Source organism: Pseudomonas brassicacearum, assembly GCF_918698105.1.
GTDB lineage: Bacteria > Pseudomonadota > Gammaproteobacteria > Pseudomonadales > Pseudomonadaceae > Aquipseudomonas > Aquipseudomonas brassicacearum_F.
This window is the reverse complement of sequence record NZ_CAKKMI010000029.1, coordinates 1-16,475: the sequence shown is the minus strand read 5'-3', so window position 1 is coordinate 16,475 and position 16,475 is coordinate 1. Positions and strand designations below refer to the sequence as shown.

Annotated in this window: 13 protein-coding genes; 5 read left to right on the top strand and 8 right to left on the bottom strand. The window is 62.1% G+C overall.

Annotated elements, in window-relative coordinates:
* Positions 1-264 precede the first annotated feature (264 nt).
* Genes hcnC through hcnA form a run of 3 tightly spaced genes read right to left on the bottom strand, consistent with a single transcriptional unit; the run spans position 265 to position 3,246 of the window.
* Positions 265-1,524, bottom strand: a complete 1,260-nt coding sequence (gene hcnC, locus LQ215_RS13685) for a cyanide-forming glycine dehydrogenase subunit HcnC (RefSeq protein WP_230150502.1) — start codon at positions 1,522-1,524, stop codon at positions 265-267.
* The gene (hcnB, locus tag LQ215_RS13680; RefSeq protein WP_230150500.1) at positions 1,517-2,926 is read right to left on the bottom strand and encodes a cyanide-forming glycine dehydrogenase subunit HcnB; all 1,410 of its coding nucleotides are present in this window, start codon (positions 2,924-2,926) and stop codon (positions 1,517-1,519) included. Before hcnB ends, hcnC begins: the two co-directional genes overlap by 8 nt.
* Positions 2,923-3,246, bottom strand: a complete 324-nt coding sequence (gene hcnA / locus LQ215_RS13675; protein ID WP_230150498.1) for a cyanide-forming glycine dehydrogenase subunit HcnA — start codon at positions 3,244-3,246, stop codon at positions 2,923-2,925. Before hcnA ends, hcnB begins: the two co-directional genes overlap by 4 nt.
* A gap of 279 nt (positions 3,247-3,525) precedes the next feature.
* Here hcnA and LQ215_RS13670 point away from each other — a divergent pair, with 279 nt between their 5' ends.
* Both LQ215_RS13670 and LQ215_RS13665 read left to right on the top strand, forming a co-directional pair.
* Positions 3,526-4,209, top strand: coding sequence for a response regulator transcription factor (locus LQ215_RS13670; RefSeq protein ID WP_230150496.1), 684 nt, complete (start codon positions 3,526-3,528; stop codon positions 4,207-4,209).
* Positions 4,187-5,572 (top strand): sensor histidine kinase, encoded by a 1,386-nt coding sequence (locus LQ215_RS13665; protein WP_230150494.1) that lies wholly within the window; start codon positions 4,187-4,189, stop codon positions 5,570-5,572. Before LQ215_RS13670 ends, LQ215_RS13665 begins: the two co-directional genes overlap by 23 nt.
* Positions 5,573-5,774: 202 nt before the next feature.
* Here LQ215_RS13665 and LQ215_RS13660 read toward each other — a convergent pair whose 3' ends face one another.
* From LQ215_RS13660 to LQ215_RS13645, 4 genes are all read right to left on the bottom strand, one after another.
* Positions 5,775-6,023 (bottom strand): DUF1652 domain-containing protein, encoded by a 249-nt coding sequence (locus LQ215_RS13660; RefSeq protein ID WP_003202901.1) that lies wholly within the window; start codon positions 6,021-6,023, stop codon positions 5,775-5,777.
* 238 nt (positions 6,024-6,261) lie between these two features.
* Positions 6,262-7,746: a helix-turn-helix transcriptional regulator gene (locus LQ215_RS13655; protein ID WP_230150492.1), complete on the bottom strand. Its 1,485-nt coding sequence runs from the start codon at positions 7,744-7,746 to the stop codon at positions 6,262-6,264.
* A gap of 84 nt (positions 7,747-7,830) precedes the next feature.
* Positions 7,831-9,114 carry a Zn-dependent hydrolase gene (locus LQ215_RS13650; RefSeq protein ID WP_230150489.1) on the bottom strand — a complete coding sequence of 428 codons (1,284 nt, stop codon included), beginning with the start codon at positions 9,112-9,114 and terminating at the stop codon, positions 7,831-7,833.
* Positions 9,115-9,247: 133 nt separating this feature from the next.
* Positions 9,248-10,726 (bottom strand): NCS1 family nucleobase:cation symporter-1, encoded by a 1,479-nt coding sequence (locus LQ215_RS13645; RefSeq protein ID WP_230150487.1) that lies wholly within the window; start codon positions 10,724-10,726, stop codon positions 9,248-9,250.
* Between the two features lie 606 nt (positions 10,727-11,332).
* Here LQ215_RS13645 and hydA point away from each other — a divergent pair.
* From hydA to preA, 3 genes are all read left to right on the top strand, one after another.
* Positions 11,333-12,772, top strand: a complete 1,440-nt coding sequence (hydA, locus tag LQ215_RS13640) for a dihydropyrimidinase (RefSeq protein WP_230150485.1) — start codon at positions 11,333-11,335, stop codon at positions 12,770-12,772.
* Positions 12,773-12,954: 182 nt separating this feature from the next.
* The gene (locus tag LQ215_RS13635; RefSeq protein ID WP_230150483.1) at positions 12,955-14,322 is read left to right on the top strand and encodes an NAD(P)-dependent oxidoreductase; all 1,368 of its coding nucleotides are present in this window, start codon (positions 12,955-12,957) and stop codon (positions 14,320-14,322) included.
* On the top strand, positions 14,323-15,597 hold the full coding sequence (gene preA / locus LQ215_RS13630) for an NAD-dependent dihydropyrimidine dehydrogenase subunit PreA (protein WP_003202911.1): 1,275 nt from the start codon (positions 14,323-14,325) through the stop codon (positions 15,595-15,597).
* A gap of 144 nt (positions 15,598-15,741) precedes the next feature.
* On the opposite strand, the gene LQ215_RS13625 is transcribed toward preA, so the two are convergent.
* Positions 15,742-16,362, bottom strand: coding sequence for a TetR/AcrR family transcriptional regulator (locus LQ215_RS13625; RefSeq protein WP_230150481.1), 621 nt, complete (start codon positions 16,360-16,362; stop codon positions 15,742-15,744).
* Positions 16,363-16,475: the final 113 nt, after the last annotated feature.

The following is a 16,475-nucleotide window of genomic DNA, read 5'->3' as shown; positions in this document are numbered from 1 at the left end:
CTGCAGGATATTCGCTCACCACAAATCCCTTGTGGGAGCGAGCTTGCTCGCGATAGCGGTGTATCAGTGAACATTGATGCTGGCTGACCCGACGCCTTCGCGAGCAAGCTCGCTCCCACAGTTTGTTCCTGGGTGACTGCAGGATATTCGCTCACCACAAATCCCTTGTGGGAGCGAGCTTGCTCGCGATAGCGGTGTATCAGTGAACATTGATGCTGGCTGACCTGACGTTTTCGCGAGCAAGCTCGCTCCCACAGGATTTGCTCAGGCCAGTTCGATTTCCTGGGGTTTTACTGTCGGCGCCACCTCGAAGCGATCTTCCAGGAACGGCGTGATGTCCAGCGGCAACGGTTCGTTGTTCACCAGTTTATCCAGTAGCACCCCGGTGATGGCCGAGGTCAGGATGCCGGTGCGGAAATGCCCGCAGGCATTGAGATAGCCTTCCACCCCGCGCATCGGCCCCAGGATCGGCAATTCATCAGGAGACCCCGGGCGCAGGCCGGCCCAGGTCCGCTTGAGGTTGATGTCGACCAACTGCGGGATACAGCGCACCGCGCCTTGCACCAACCCTTCGATCTCCGGATAGGTCGTGGTCACGTCGAAGCCTTTGTCTTCGGTGGTGCTGCCAATGAGGATCTCACCGTTGTCTTTCTGCGCCACGTAGCAGTCGCTGGTGGTCAGGCAGCCGTTGAGGATCTTGGGCATGCGCTCGGTCAACAGGATCTGGCCCTTGACTGGCTTGACCGGAATCCGCACGCCGGTGGCCTGTTCGCTAAGGTCCGCCGCCCAGGCACCGGCCGCGTTGATCAGGGTCCGGCAGTTGAACGTCCCCGCCTCGGCGGTTTCCACGCCTGTCACTCGCGTGCCGCTGCGCAACACCTCGGTCACGCTGGTGTTGAAGAACAGGTCGACGCCGTTCTGCCGGGCGCCTTCGGTGTAGGCGTCGGCCAGGCGGAACGGACTGACCTGGTGATCGCAGAGAAACTCCAGCGCGCCGAGGGCTTCATGGCTGACATTCGGCTCCGCCTCACGCAGGGCTGCCTGGTCAAGCCAGCGCACCTGGTCCGCCAAGTGAGGAATGCAGGCGACGATGTGCTCGGCATACAAACGGTCTTCATCGTCGTAGATCACGAACTTGAGCCCGGTCTCCTCGAACTTGAAATCCATGCCATGGTTGTCGATCAGCTCGCGGTGCAACTGCGGGTACATCGCGTTGGACTGCAAGGCGAAATCAAAGAACGACTGGGGCAGTATGTGCGGCGTGCTGGCGTCCACCGCCACCGCGGCGCCCTGGGTCTGGCGCTTGCGGTTGGCCGACATCATGCGAAAGAAGATCACCCCGCAGCCCAGGCCTACCGACTCGCCGATGGCCCACAGGCCACCGGCCGAGGCGCGGGTCGCGTTGCCAGGGCGCTTGGCGTCGATCAGGGCGATCTTCAGGTGTTTGCGCTTGGACAGTTGATAGGCGCACGAGGCCCCGATCACACCGCCACCGGCGATGACCACGTCATAGTCCTTAATCATGGGAAATAGCCTCCATGCCGACGTTCTGAAACGCTGAAAACGGAATTGGATCGATGGGGAAACGCGGCCGCAGCCAGCCCACGTCGGCACGCCCGGTGGCCTCGCGCAAGCGGTCGCTGCAGTAGCCGACGCACATCCGCCCCTGGCAATCGCCCATGCTTACGCGGGTGCGCATCTTCAGGCTGGCCATGTCCTGCACGCCTTGCTCCAGCGCCCGGTCGATATCGGCGCGGGTGGCGTGCTCGCAGCGGCAGATCACCGTATCGGCGGCCGGCAAGGCGGTTTGCCCGGCGCCACGCCGGGTGTAGCGATCCACGGCGGCGCGAAAGCGAATGATCCGGTCCAGTTGTGCCTGGTAGCGTTCCCGATGCGCCAGGGCCGTGGACGGATCCAGCACGTTGCCTTGCATCAGGATCGACAGCGCCGCGATGCGTCCACTCAGCATGGCGGCTTCACCGCCGCGAATCCCGCCCATGTCGCCGGCCAGGTGAATGTGCGCTTCGCTGCTCTGTTGCCAGGCATCGGACACGGCCCGCAAATAGCCGTCGTCGCTGAAGCCGTGTTCCAGGCCCATCTGCTGGCTCAGTTGAGTCCGCGGGATAAACCCGTAGCCGACCGCCAGCGTCTGGGCTGGAATCTGTTCAGCGCGTTTGAGGTCGGGCTCCCAGGTACTGGAATACGGCGCGACGGTCACATGGCTCAATTCACCTGCGCCGTCAGCCTGCACCACGCCCCAGCCATAGCGCACGGGAATGCGATTGAGCTTGAGGTAAGCCAACATGCTCAAGCCGTCGAGAAACAGTTGCGGCTTGTTCAGCAACGCCAGGCTTTCCTTGGCGATCCGGCCGAACGCACAGGCCTCATACACACCCGCCACCGCCACTCCCGATGCGTGCAGCTGGCAAGCCACCAGAGGCAACAACGGACCGGTGCCAGCGATCACCACCGGGCTGGGCGGCTTGACCACACCGCTCTTGATCTGCAATTGCAGGCCGCCAAGCATCATCACGCCCGGCAGGGTCCAGCCAGGAAACGGCACGCTGCGTTCATGACAACCGGCCGCCAGGACCAGATGGGAATAGGCGACCTCGCCCAGGCGCTCGTCGGCATCGAGCAGCATCAGCGCCCGGAAGCCCTCGGCGCCGATGACCCGGCTGCTCAATCGCACGTCGATCAGGCCGGCGTGTTGCTGGAATTCACCGTGGAGCTTCTCCAAAGCTTCGCTGTAGCGCGGGCCCAGGTAATCCAGGCGCACGCCATCGCGCAGCGGCCCGCGATACACCACGCCACCCAGGCGCGGCGCTTCTTCGAGCAAGGTGCAGCGCACGCCGTGGGAGGCCAGTTCAATGGCCGCGGCCATGCCCGCCGGCCCACCGCCGACAATCACCGGAGCGAGGTTCATGGTGCCTCCGTTTCGATGATGCGGTTGATCCGGGTTTCGATCTGCATGCCGGGGCGTACCAGGGTCTGGCAGGCGCGGCGCTTGTGGCGACCGTCAATCTTGACCAGGCAGCATTGGCACACGCCCATGCCGCAGTACGCGCCGCTGATCTGGTCGTGATCGTTGCGGGCCACCTGGCGTTGCCCCAGGGCCTGGATGACGGTAAGGACGGTTTCACCGTGGGCAGCGCTGACAGTCTGCCCGTCCAGGCGCACCGTCATGTCGGCCTGTGCCAGCGGCTGGATATCGAATTTTCGGCGTAGAAGGTCTGAAGGTTGCATGATACTGCTCTTCCTTGAAGATTCTGTGGGGGCTCGGCTCCTTGCGGCACACCATCACCGGTTCGCATCAGTACCCTGCAGCGGCAGCGCGCCAAAACAGGGCTACAGACGCGACATGATAGTGCGCACGAAATTTATGTTAGGGATTATTTGTGACCAAGTGTTGATCCAGGCCAGCGAAACCGCCCGCCGGCTCATGAACTTTTTTTCAGAAAGCCGACAGGTATTCTTTGGCAGAATGCTGCGCAATAGCACCAACTTCCCCACACGGTACCGCCCATGAACCGCATCCTGACCATCGAAGACGACGCCGTGACCGCCCGTGAAATCGTCGCCGAGCTGACCCGCAACGGCCTGGACGTCGATTGGGTCGACAACGGCCGCGAAGGCCTGGAACGGGCGGTGAGCGGCGACTACGACCTGATCACCCTCGACCGCATGCTGCCCGAGCTCGACGGCCTGGTGATCGTCACCACGCTGCGCACCATGGGCGTGGCCACGCCGATCCTGATGATCAGCGCCCTCTCCGACGTGGACGAGCGGGTCCGGGGCCTGCGGGCCGGCGGCGACGATTACCTGACCAAGCCGTTCGCCACCGACGAAATGGCCGCCCGGGTCGAAGTGCTGCTGCGGCGCAACAATGGCACCCGCGAGCCGGAAACGGTGCTGCGGGTGGCCAACCTGGAGCTGAACCTGATCAGCCGCGAAGCCAGCCGCAACGGGCAACTGCTGAGCCTGCTGCCCACCGAATACAAGCTGCTCGAATTCCTGATGCGCAACAGCGGGCAGATCCTTTCGCGCATGATGATTTTCGAGGAAGTCTGGGGCTATCACTTCGACCCAGGCACCAACCTGATCGATGTCCACATCGGCCGCCTGCGCAAGAAAATCGACCCGCCGGGCCTGGAACCGCTGATTCGCACGGTACGGGGTTCCGGCTATGTCATTGCTGAACCCTGCTAAAGGCTGGCGCTCCTCCAGCAGCCGCCTGCTGGCGCTGTACAGTTCGCTGTTCGTGATCTGGAGCGCGATCCTGATGGGGGTGATGTATTACGAAGTGTTCGGCTACCTCGACAGCCTGGCCAAGCACTCCCTGATGCAACGCCAGCACCTGTTCGCCCGGATTCATGGCGATCAACTGGAAGACGCGCTCATGGCCAGCCTGACGCTGGACGAGCGCGGCGTTGACGCCTACGGGTTGTTCGATCCGCAACTGCGCCACTTGAGCGGGCCGATCATGCGCGTGCCCGCCGACCTGCCACTGGACGGCAAGATCCACATGCTCGGCGGTTGCGTCGACTCCGACGACCCGAGCGTGCCCTCCGACAGCTGTGACGCGGTGGCGACCCGGACCCAGGACGGCCGCAGGCTGGTACTGGCCCGGGACAATGGCTCGCTGTTCGCCGTGACCCGCATCATCTTGCATGCGCTGTTCTGGGGTGTATCGCTGACGATCCTGCCGGGTACCGCCGGCTGGCACCTGCTGCGCCGCCGACCGTTGCAGCGGATTCGCAAACTGCAGGCCAGTGCCGAAGCCATCGTTGCCGGCGACCTGACCCATCGCCTGCCGCTGTCGAGCCGGCGTGATGAATTGGACATGCTGGCGGCGATCGTCAATGCCATGCTCGAGCGAATCGAACGCTTGATGAATGAGGTCAAGGGCGTGTGCGATAACATCGCCCATGACCTGCGCACCCCATTGACGCGTCTGCGTGCCCAACTTTATCGCATTCAGCAGCAAGCACCGGACGGCTCGCCCGAGGCCATGCAAATGGACCAGGTAATCGCCGAAACCGACACCCTGATGGCGCGGTTTCGGGGGTTGCTGCGGATTTCCGAGCTGGAAGACCAGCAGCGGCGCTCGGGCTTCGTGCGCCTCGACCCGTTGCAGTTATTGCAGGAGTTGCATGACTTTTACCTGCCGCTGGCCGAGGAAGGCGAACTGACCTTCATCCTCGAGGTGCCTGACGCGCTGCCCCTGCTCAACGGCGATAGGGCCTTGCTGTTCGAGGCCGTGTCGAACCTGTTGAGCAATTCCATCAAGTTCACCCCGCCGGGAGGCACGGTGATCCTGCGTGGCGTCGATCAGGGCGACAGCACCCGCATCGAAGTGCTCGATTCGGGCCCGGGCATCCCCGAGGCAGAGCGCAAGGCCGTGTTCCGCCGTTTCTACCGCGCCGAGGGCAGCAGCCAGCACGGCGGATTCGGCCTGGGCCTGTCGATCGTCGCGGCGATCGTCAATCTGCATGGGTTCACGCTGGAGGTGGGCAGCAGCGAACACGGCGGCGCGCGCCTGGTGCTCGATTGCCGGGGGACGTTGTTGTAGGGAAATCGCACCTGTGTTGCTGCTGGGAACAACACCTGTACTGCTGTAAAGAACTGCACCTGTGGCGAGGGAGCTTGCTCCCGCTCGGCTGCGAAGCAGTCGTAGACAGGGCGCACGCGTCCGGCAGGTTTTGGGGTCGCTGCGCGACCCAGCGGGAGCAAGCTCCCTCGCCACAGGGTAGGGTGAGGTGCCTGGTCTTTATTTATGCCGGGTCACCGCGATGCAGCGGGATGTTTTCCAGCTCATAGCGCAGCTCGTCGATCAACTTGGCGATGCTCTCTTCCGAGCGCACGCTGTCGACACTCATGCCACTGACCACCAGGTCCACCTCACCGCTTTCACGGTGATACAAGCGCACGGTGAGGGTGCCGTCGCCATTGAGGCTGCATTCGCAGGCCAGCGGCGTAAAACTTTCTTCGAGGCGGGCGCGCAACGGAGCCAGATGGGTCATGCGATGCACCTCAGCCCCGGGGGCGCAAATGAACGGTGGACAGTGCCGACCTCCTGGTTCGCATGAACATCCTGCCGCTCTCATACTGGGTTCGCTTGCTGCACATTGTGGCGTATTCCTTACTGTTTCGTGGGGACGCGACATCACAGACGATGTCGCACCCTGACAGCCTAAGGAACCGCCCCTCCCTGCAAAACCTGAATTTGCACCAGCATGCCCGGTGCATTTGCACTGGCTATCATGGTGCCTTCATTCGCCACTCATTGGCAAACAACCCCCGCTCCCGGGCCCAGACAATCGCCTCGCTGCGGCTATGGACATCCAGTTTCGAATACAGCGTAGCCACGTGATTGCGCACGGTGTTGGGCGCCAGTTTCAAGCGCGCGGCGATTTCCTTGTCTGCCAGGCCTTCGCAAATCAGCCCCAGCACGTCTCGCTCGCGGGCCGTCAGCTCGGTGAATGACACACTGGGCACCTGGGCGTTGATGCTCTTCACGTTAGCTAATTTTTCGATCAGGGTCCGGCTGAACCAGGAAGCGTCTTTCATCACCTCTTCAATGGCCGCCACCAGCTCCAGTTCCGAGCGTTTGCGCTCGGTGATGTTCATCAGCACCAGCAGGTAGCAAGGCTTGTCCTGGATGAGCACGGTATCGGCGGCAACCTCACAGTCGATGAGTTCGCCGCCCTTCTTGTGCACCTTGACGTCGATGCTTGAGACAGCGGCAGTCTTTTCCAACCGGGCAAACAGCGCGGCGCTGGCGTCTTTGTCGAGAAAGCCGATTTCCTCCACGGTCTTGCCCAACAGCTCTTCGCTGGCGTAACCGGTGGTCTGGAGAAACGCCTCGTTGATTTCCAACAACTGTAGTTCGGCGCTGCACACCAGGGTAGGCACGGGCGACAGTCGGAACGACTTGGCAAAGCGCTCCTCGCTCTGGCGCAGCGCGGTTTCTGCCTTGCGTCGCGGCTCCATGTCCATGAAGGAAAACAGCATGCAGTCTTCATCGTGCAGGTCCAGCGGCTGGCCGGCGACGATCACCTGTTTGGTGGTGCCGTCGGGCAATTTCAACTCGGCCTGCATTTGCGGAATGGTCGCGCCCTGCCCCAGGCGCTCGATGGCCAGGTCGCGTTTTTCGGCGGCTTCGAGCACATCCAATTCATACACCGAACGCCCGATCACCTGCTCGCGGCTGTAGCCGGTCATCTCCAGGAACCCCGGATTGACCTTGATGTAGCGCAGGTCGCTGAGACGGCAGATCACCGCCGGCGCCGGGTTGGCCCCGAAGGTTTTCTCGAAGCGCTGTTCGGCGCTGGCCCACTCGGTGGCATCGCTTAAGATCAGCACGAGCAGTTCCGGTTCGCCGTTGCGGTCGGCCAGGACCATGCTGCGGATCCGATGCACCCAGGTGCGATCCGGGTCGGCCTGGGGCGTGACTTCCACCAGCACATCGCTGAACTCATCGCCACGGGCAACCCGGGCGATGGGATAATTGTCTTCGCTCAGCGGATGGTTGTTGCGGTAACGCAAATTGAACCGCTGGGCATATTGCTTGGCCGTGGTGCCCAGCTCACTGAGCTCCTTGACCCCGTGCATGGTCAAGGCCGCCGCGTTGGCCCAGGCAATGGTCTGGTCGACCTCGATCAACATCACCCCGTCGGACAGCCCGGCAATGATCTGCAGCAATTGACGACGGTTAGTATCGGTGGTCGGGACTTGCTGATTCATTGGGTCTCCATGTGGTCAGTAGGTTTCAAGCATGGATGCGTTGAAGGTTACGACCACATGGGGTTGCAATAGTGCATCGGCCCTTCAAGCCGCCATGCGCCCCTCGGCAATCGCCTGGGAGGCGGCCAGCATCGCTCGCAGCAACACCGCACAGCCGGCGGCGAGGTCGTCCGGGGCGGCGTTTTCGATTTCGTTGTGGCTGATGCCGCCTTCGCAGGGCACGAAGATCATCCCGGCCGGGCCCAGTTCGGCGAGGAAGATCGCGTCGTGACCGGCGCCGCTGACGATGTCCAGGTGGGACAGGCCCAGCCCTTGGGCCGCACTGCGTACGGCGTCGACGCAGCCTTTGTCGAAATACAGCGGCGGGAAGTCGGCGGTGGGTTTCAAATCGAAGGTCAGGCCGTGTTGCTGGCAGGTGTCTTCGATCACTTGCTTGACCTCGGCGATCATCGAATCCAGCCGCGCCGGTTCCAGGTGACGGAAATCCAGGGTCATGCGTACTTCGCCGGGGATGACATTGCGCGACCCCGGATAGGCTTGCAGGCAACCGACCGTGCCGCAGGCATGGGGTTGATGACCGAGGGCGGCGCGGTTGACGGCGCCGACGATGATCGAGGCGCCCACCAGGGCGTCCTTGCGCAGGTGCATCGGGGTCGGGCCGGCGTGGGCTTCGACGCCCCGCAACGTCAGGTCGAACCACTTCTGCCCCAGGGCGCCCATCACCACGCCGATGGTCTTGCCTTCGTCTTCGAGGATCGGCCCCTGTTCGATGTGCGCCTCGAAATACGCCCCCACCGGATGCCCACTGACCGGGCGCGAACCGGCATAGCCGATGGCATTGAGCGCCTGGCCCACGGTGATGCCTTCGGCGTCGACCTTGGCGAGGGTTTCTTCGAGGGTGAATTTTTCCGCGAACACACCGGAGCCCATCATGCACGGGGCGAAACGCGAGCCTTCTTCGTTGGTCCAGACCACCACTTCCAGCGGTGCTTCGGTTTCGATGTTCAGGTCATTGAGGGTGCGCAGCACCTCCAGCCCGGACAGCACGCCAAAGCAGCCGTCGAACTTGCCACCGGTGGGCTGGGTGTCGATGTGGCTGCCGGTCATCACCGGCGGCAGGTTCGGATTGCGCCCCGGGCGACGGGCGAAAATATTGCCCACCGCATCGATGCTGACGGTGCAGCCCGCCGCCTGGGTCCATTGCACGAACAGGTCGCGGGCCTGACGGTCGAGGTCGGTCAGGGCCAGCCGGCATACTCCGCCCTTGACCGTGGCACCGAGCTGGGCCAGGTCCATGAGCGATTGCCACAGGCGATCGCGGTTGATGTGCTGATGGGTGGATTGCAGAACGTCGATGGCTGCGTTCATGGGGATCTCCATTTTTTCAGGCATGTTTTTGGTGTACTTGAGGCCGCCATCGCGAGCAAGCTCGCTCCCACATTGGATCTGCATCCACCCAAATCCAGTGTGGGAGCGAGCCTGCTCGCGATGAGGCCCTCCTTCACACCGCTGTTTTGGCAACGGACGGGCTTGCTCGCATACTGCACAACCCGTAATAAATCACCCCGCCCAGCGCCGAGCCGGTGAACCAGCCGTAGCTGTAGAACCAACTGAACGCATCGCTGCCCAGGGACAGCAGCGTCAGCACCACCGGCACGCCGAAGGCGATGAAGCCGTTCCAGTTCCACGCCGGGTAAACGTCGTCGCGGTACAGCCCGGCCAGGTCCAGTTGCTGTTTCTTGATCAGGAAGTAATCCACCACCATGATCCCGGCAATCGGCCCCAGCAGGCTCGAATAACCCAGCAGCCAGTTGGAATAGACCGACTCCAGGCTGACCTCGGAGACGATCAGGCCAAGTTTTTTCAGCAGCTCGTGGGCCATCAGCGCCAACCCCACCAGCCCGGTCAACATCACGGCTTTAGTGCGGCCGATCAATTTCGGCGCCAGGTTCTGGAAGTCGTTGGTGGGCGAAACGATGTTGGCGGCGGTGTTGGTCGAAAGCGTGGCGACAATGATCAGCACCATCGCCAGGGCCACCCACACCGGGCTCTGGATGTGCCCGATCAAGGTCACCGGGTCGGAGACGGTCACCCCCACCAGTTTTTCCGAGGCGGCGGTCATGACCACGCCGAGGGAGGCAAACAGGAACATGGTCAATGGCAGGCCGATGATCTGCCCGACGATCTGGTCTTTCTGGCTCTTGGCATAACGGCTGAAGTCAGGAATGTTCAACGACAGCGTGGCCCAGAAACCGACCATGGCCGTCAGCCCGGCCAGGAAATAACTGGTCACCCCGGCGCCTTCCGGGCGTTTGGCCGGAACCGCCATCAGTTCAGTCAACGAGACATTGGGCAACGCCCACACCAGCAGCCCCGCCCCCACCAACACCAACAGTGGCGCCGACAAGGTTTCCAGCCACTTGATCGACTCGGCACCGCGTAGCACCACCCACAGGTTGATGACCCAGAACAGCATGAAGCCGATCACTTCGCCGGTGCCACCCAGGCTTTTCCAGCCTTCGAACACCGAGCCGAGAAACAGGTGGATCGCCAGCCCGCCGAACATCGTCTGGATGCCGAACCAGCCACACGCCACCAGGGCGCGAATCAGGCACGGCACGTTGGAGCCAATCACGCCGAAGGATGAGCGCAACAGCACCGGAAACGGGATGCCGTACTTGGTCCCGGCAAAGGCATTGAGGGTCAGGGGGATCAGCACGATGATGTTGGCAAACAGAATCGCCAGCAGCGCCTCGCCCACCGTCAAGCCGAAATAGGCGGTGAGCACACCGCCCAAGGTGTAGGTCGGCACGCAGATCGCCATGCCCACCCACAATGCGGTGATGTGCCATTTGTTCCAGGTTCGTTCGTGCACCTGGGTCGGCGCGATGTCGTGGTTATAACGGGGGCTGTCGAGGACGTCGCTGCCGGCTTCAAGCTCGTACAACCCGTCGCGCTCAGTCACTGTTGATCTGGTCATGTCCGCTCCACTGTTTTCATTATTTTTGCTCATCGACTGGCGATGGCCGGAGTACTTGCACGCGTGCTACCGACCACCCCGCCAGATCACGACGGCACTCAATAACCGTGCCGAATAAAGCGTCGAGCTGACCGGGCGATCGATATAACCGTCTCAAACATTTGATATCTAAAGATTTAAAGCCAATTAAAGCGACCTGATTCACTTTGTGCTCATCGACTTGAGGCTAGATGACCTGCACGTCCTGTCGAGCTCGAGGTTCAAAGTGGTGCACCCCGAATCGAGGCGAGGTGTCTGGAACGCACTTCAAGCGCTTTCAAGCCGCTGATTTACCATGACAAATCTCGCTCAAATAACGATCCTGTCAAGTGCGTCAAATTGGTGAGCAGGCTCACCAATTTGGTGATTTTTATATTTAATCCTTAAATATCAGATAGTTAATAAGCGCATAAGCTTATAAAAAATAATCTTGCTCATTTCAATAACTCCAGCTAGCGTCAAATCCTGACAGTCGTGACAAGAATACAAATCTGCACGACGTCGTCACTTAACAACCAAAAACATAAAGAACCGGCAACAGTCGGTCATGCCTTCGAGGAACTCGGAATGTCTCTGTTGATCCGTGGTGCCACCGTTATTACCCATGATGAAAGTTATCGCGCCGATGTGTTGTGTGCCGACGGCGTGATCAAGGCCATTGGTGAAAACCTGGATGTTCCGGCTGGCGTCGAAGTGCTCGATGGCAGTGGCCAATACTTGCTGCCCGGCGGCATCGACCCCCATACGCATATGCAGTTGCCGTTCATGGGCACGGTCGCCAGTGAAGACTTCTTCAGCGGCACGGCGGCGGGCCTGGCCGGGGGCACCACGTCGATCATCGACTTCGTGATTCCCAACCCCCAACAATCGCTGATGGAAGCCTTTCACCAATGGCGTGGCTGGGCCGAGAAAAGCGCCAGCGACTACGGTTTTCACGTGGCTATCACTTGGTGGAGCGAGCAGGTCCGCGAAGAAATGGCCGAGCTGGTCAACCATCATGGCGTGAACAGCTTCAAGCATTTCATGGCCTACAAGAACGCAATCATGGCCGCCGACGACACCTTGGTGGCGAGCTTCGAACGCTGCCTGGAACTGGGCGCGGTGCCCACCGTGCACGCGGAGAACGGCGAACTGGTCTATCACCTGCAACGCAAACTGCTGGCCCAGGGCATCACCGGGCCCGAAGCCCATCCGTTGTCGCGCCCTTCGCAAGTGGAAGGCGAAGCCGCGAGCCGCGCCATCCGCATCGCCGAAACCCTGGGCACGCCGCTGTACCTGGTGCACGTGTCCACCCAGGAAGCCCTCGACGAAATCACCTACGCCCGCAGTAAGGGCCAACCGGTCTACGGTGAAGTACTGGCCGGCCACCTGCTGCTGGACGACAGCGTCTATCGCGACCCGGACTGGCAGACCGCCGCCGGCTACGTGATGAGCCCACCCTTCCGCCCACGCGGGCATCAAGAGGCACTCTGGCACGGCTTGCAATCCGGCAACTTGCACACCACCGCCACCGACCACTGCTGTTTCTGCGCCGAACAGAAAGCCGCCGGCCGTGACGACTTCAGCAAGATCCCCAACGGCACCGCCGGCATCGAAGACCGCATGGCGGTGCTTTGGGACGAAGGGGTCAACAGCGGCAAATTGTCGATGCAGGACTTCGTCGCCCTCACCTCCACCAACACCGCAAAAATCTTCAACCTCTACCCACGCAAAGGGACGATCCGCGTCGGTGCCGATGCCGACCTGGTGCTCTGGGACCCGCAAGGCAGCCGCACGATCTCAGCCAAGACCCACCACCAGCAAGTGGACTTCAACATCTTCGAAGGCAAGACCGTGCGCGGCGTGCCCAGCCACACCATCAGCCAGGGCCGGCTGGTCTGGGCCGACGGCGACCTGCGGGCCGAACGCGGCGCGGGGCGCTACATCGAACGACCGGCGTATCCGGCGGTGTTCGATTTGCTGAGCAAGCGGGCTGAGTTGAATAAACCCACTGCTGTGAAACGCTGAAATCGAGGCCTTCGGCCTATCGCGAGCAAGCTCGCTCCCACACTGGGTTTTGGATGAACGCAAAATCCATGTGCACAGCAGATCCCCTGTGGGAGCGAGCTTGCTCGCGATGAGACCAGCCCGGACACCGAAAAACCACTGCCCCCCAGAGGCAGCACCTCAAACACCGTGAGGCCCCCTCCATGATCCAGCCCTTGAGCCACCTCCCCCATTCCCAGGAAGACCCGGCCACCCTCGCCGCTCGCTTCAGCGACCTGGCGCCGCCGCTCAACGCGCGCCAGGCGCACCTGGAAGCGTCCCGCTGCCTGTACTGCTACGACGCGCCGTGTGTGAACGCCTGTCCCAGCGAAATCGACATTCCTTCATTCATTCGCAACATCCACCAGGACAACGTCCAAGGCGCGGCGCAGACGATTCTGTCGGCCAACATCCTCGGCGGCAGTTGCGCCCGGGTCTGCCCCACCGAGGTCCTTTGCCAACAAGCCTGCGTGCGCAACAACGCCCAGGAATGCGCGCCGGTGTTGATCGGCTCGCTGCAGCGCTACGCGGTGGACAACGCCCACTTCAGCGAACACCCGTTCCAACGGGCCGCGGCCACCGGCAAGCGCATCGCCGTGGTCGGGGCCGGGCCGGCGGGCTTGTCGTGTGCCCATCGCAGCGCCATGCACGGCCATGAGGTGGTGATCTTCGAAGCCCGGGAAAAAGCCGGTGGCCTCAATGAATACGGCATCGCCAAGTACAAACTGGTGGACGATTACGCCCAACGTGAGCTGGATTTCCTGCTGGGCATCGGCGGCATCGAAATCCGCCTTGGCCAGACACTCGGCGAGAACCTGAGCCTGAGCGACCTGCACCAGCAGTTCGACGCGGTGTTTCTCGGCCTCGGCCTGGCCGCCAGCAAACAACTGGGCCTGGGCGACGAACAAGCGCCAGGGCTGTTGGCCGCCACCGACTACATTCGCGAACTGCGCCAGGCCGACGACCTCAGCCAGCTGCCCCTGGCCGACCGTTGCATCGTGCTCGGTGCCGGCAACACCGCCATCGACATGGCCGTGCAAATGGCGCGCCTCGGTGCCCGGGACGTCAGCCTGGTCTACCGTCGCGGCCTTGAGGACATGGGGGCCACCTTGCACGAGCAAGACATCGCCAAGGCCAATCAGGTGCGCCTGCTGACCTGGGCCCAACCGCAACAGGTGTTGCTCGATGACGCCGGGCATGTGCGCGGCATGCGCTTCTCTCGCACGCATCTGGAGAACGGCCGGCTGGTCATCGGCACCGACACCTTCGACCTGCCCGCCGACGCCATTTTCAAAGCCATCGGCCAAGCCTTCGACGACAACGCGCTGGTGGATCCGCTGGCCCGTGAACTCAAGCGCCAGGACGGACGGATCCTGGTGGACGAACACCTGCGCACCAGCATTCCTGGTGTCTACGCCGGCGGCGACTGCACCAGCCTGGACCAGGACCTCACCGTGCAGGCCGTGCAGCACGGCAAGCTCGCCGCCGAGGCGATCAACGCTCAATTGATGCTTAACGTGGAGGCTGCGTAAATGGCCGATCTGTCGATTGTCTTCGCCGGTATCAAAGCGCCCAATCCGTTCTGGTTGGCCTCCGCGCCGCCCACCGACAAGGCCTACAACGTGGTCCGCGCCTTCGAGGCCGGCTGGGGTGGCGTGGTCTGGAAAACCCTCGGTGAGGACCCAGCAGCCGTGAACGTGTCCTCGCGGTATTCGGCCCACTACGGTGCCAATCGCGAAGTGCTGGGCATCAATAACATCGAGCTGATCACCGACCGTTCCCTGGAGATCAACCTGCGGGAAATCACCCAGGTGAAGAAGGACTGGCCAGACCGGGCGTTGATCGTGTCGCTGATGGTGCCCTGCGTCGAAGAATCCTGGAAACGCATCCTGCCCTTGGTGGAAGCCACCGGCGCCGACGGCATCGAGCTGAACTTCGGCTGCCCCCACGGCATGCCGGAACGCGGCATGGGCGCGGCGGTCGGCCAGGTGCCGGAGTACGTCGAGCAAGTGACCCGCTGGTGCAAGACCTATTGTTCGCTGCCGGTGATCGTCAAGCTCACGCCGAACATCACCGACATCCGCGTTGCCGCCCGGGCGGCCCATCGCGGTGGTGCGGATGCGGTGTCGTTGATCAACACCATCAACTCCATCACCAGCGTCGACCTGGACCGCATGGTCGCCCTGCCCAGCGTCGGCAGCCAGAGCACCCATGGCGGATACTGTGGCTCGGCGGTCAAGCCCATCGCATTGAACATGGTCGCCGAAATCGCCCGCGACCCGCAGACCCAAGGCCTGCCGATCTGCGGCATCGGTGGCATCGGCAGTTGGCGCGATGCCGCCGAATTCATCGCCCTGGGCAGCGGCGCGGTGCAGGTCTGCACGGCGGCGATGCTGCATGGTTTTCGCATCGTCGAAGAGATGAAGGACGGCCTGTCGCGCTGGATGGACAGCCAGGGCCACGCCAACCTCCAGGCATTTTCCGGTCGCGCGGTGGGCAACACCACCGACTGGAAGTACCTGGACATCAACTACCAGGTCATCGCCAAGATCGATCAGCAGGCCTGCATCGGGTGCGGCCGCTGCCACATCGCCTGCGAAGACACCTCACACCAGGCCATCGCTAGCCTCAAGCAGGCTGACGGCACGCATAAATATGAAGTGATCGATGAAGAGTGCGTGGGCTGCAACCTGTGCCAGATCACCTGCCCGGTGCAGGACTGCATCGAGATGGTGACGGTGGACACCGGCAAGCCGTTCCTGGATTGGAACCATGATCCGCGTAATCCCTATCATGTCACTGTCTGAGGGTTAGGGTGCCTGGACTGGCGCCATCGCGAGCAAGCTCGCTCCCACAGGGGACCGGTTGTGAACACAAAATTTGTGTTCACCGCAAATCCAACGTGGGAGCGAGCTTGCTCGCGATGAGGCCATCCTCGTCACCACAAAACCTCAAGGCTCCAACCCAATCCCCCGCAAAATCACACTGGTCACCGTCTGCACCGCCCGCTCGAACTGCATGTCCGACAGCGGCTGGTGATCATTGAGGATATTGATCTGATGGTCGAAGTCGGCGTAGTGCTGGGTCGAGGCCCAGATCATGTAGAGCAGGCTTGAAGGCTCCACCGGCAAGATGCGTTTGTCCTCCACCCACTGGCGGATTTTCGCTTCCTTCATCTTGGCCCAGTCATAGAGGCTGGTGTCCAGCGCCTGGCCCAGCGTCGGGGCGCCGTGGATGATTTCGTTGGCCCAGACCTTCGAGCCGTAGGGCCGGCTGCGGGAGTGGTTCATCTTGGCGCGGATGTAGCTGCTGAGCACCACCCGCGGGTCGTCGAACATTTCGAAGCACAAGGCGTCCTGCTTCCACACCTCCAGCAGGTCGAACAGCACGGCGCTGTACAGTTCGCTCTTGGTGCTGAAGTAGTAATGCAGGTTGGAACGGGGCAATTGCACTTCGGCGGCGATGTCGGCCATGGCGGTGCTGCCGAAGCCTTTTTCGGCAAAGACCTTCTCGGCGGCCAACAGGATTTTCTCGACGTTACTGCGACGAATCTCGATCTTGTGATTGCCCATGAGGGCTCCCTGGCAACAGCGTTGATCAAGACTAGCATTCACCCACTTCTGAAAACACTGGGTATCCCTGTGGGAGCGAGCTTGCTCGCGATAGCGGTAGGTCAGTTACGTTG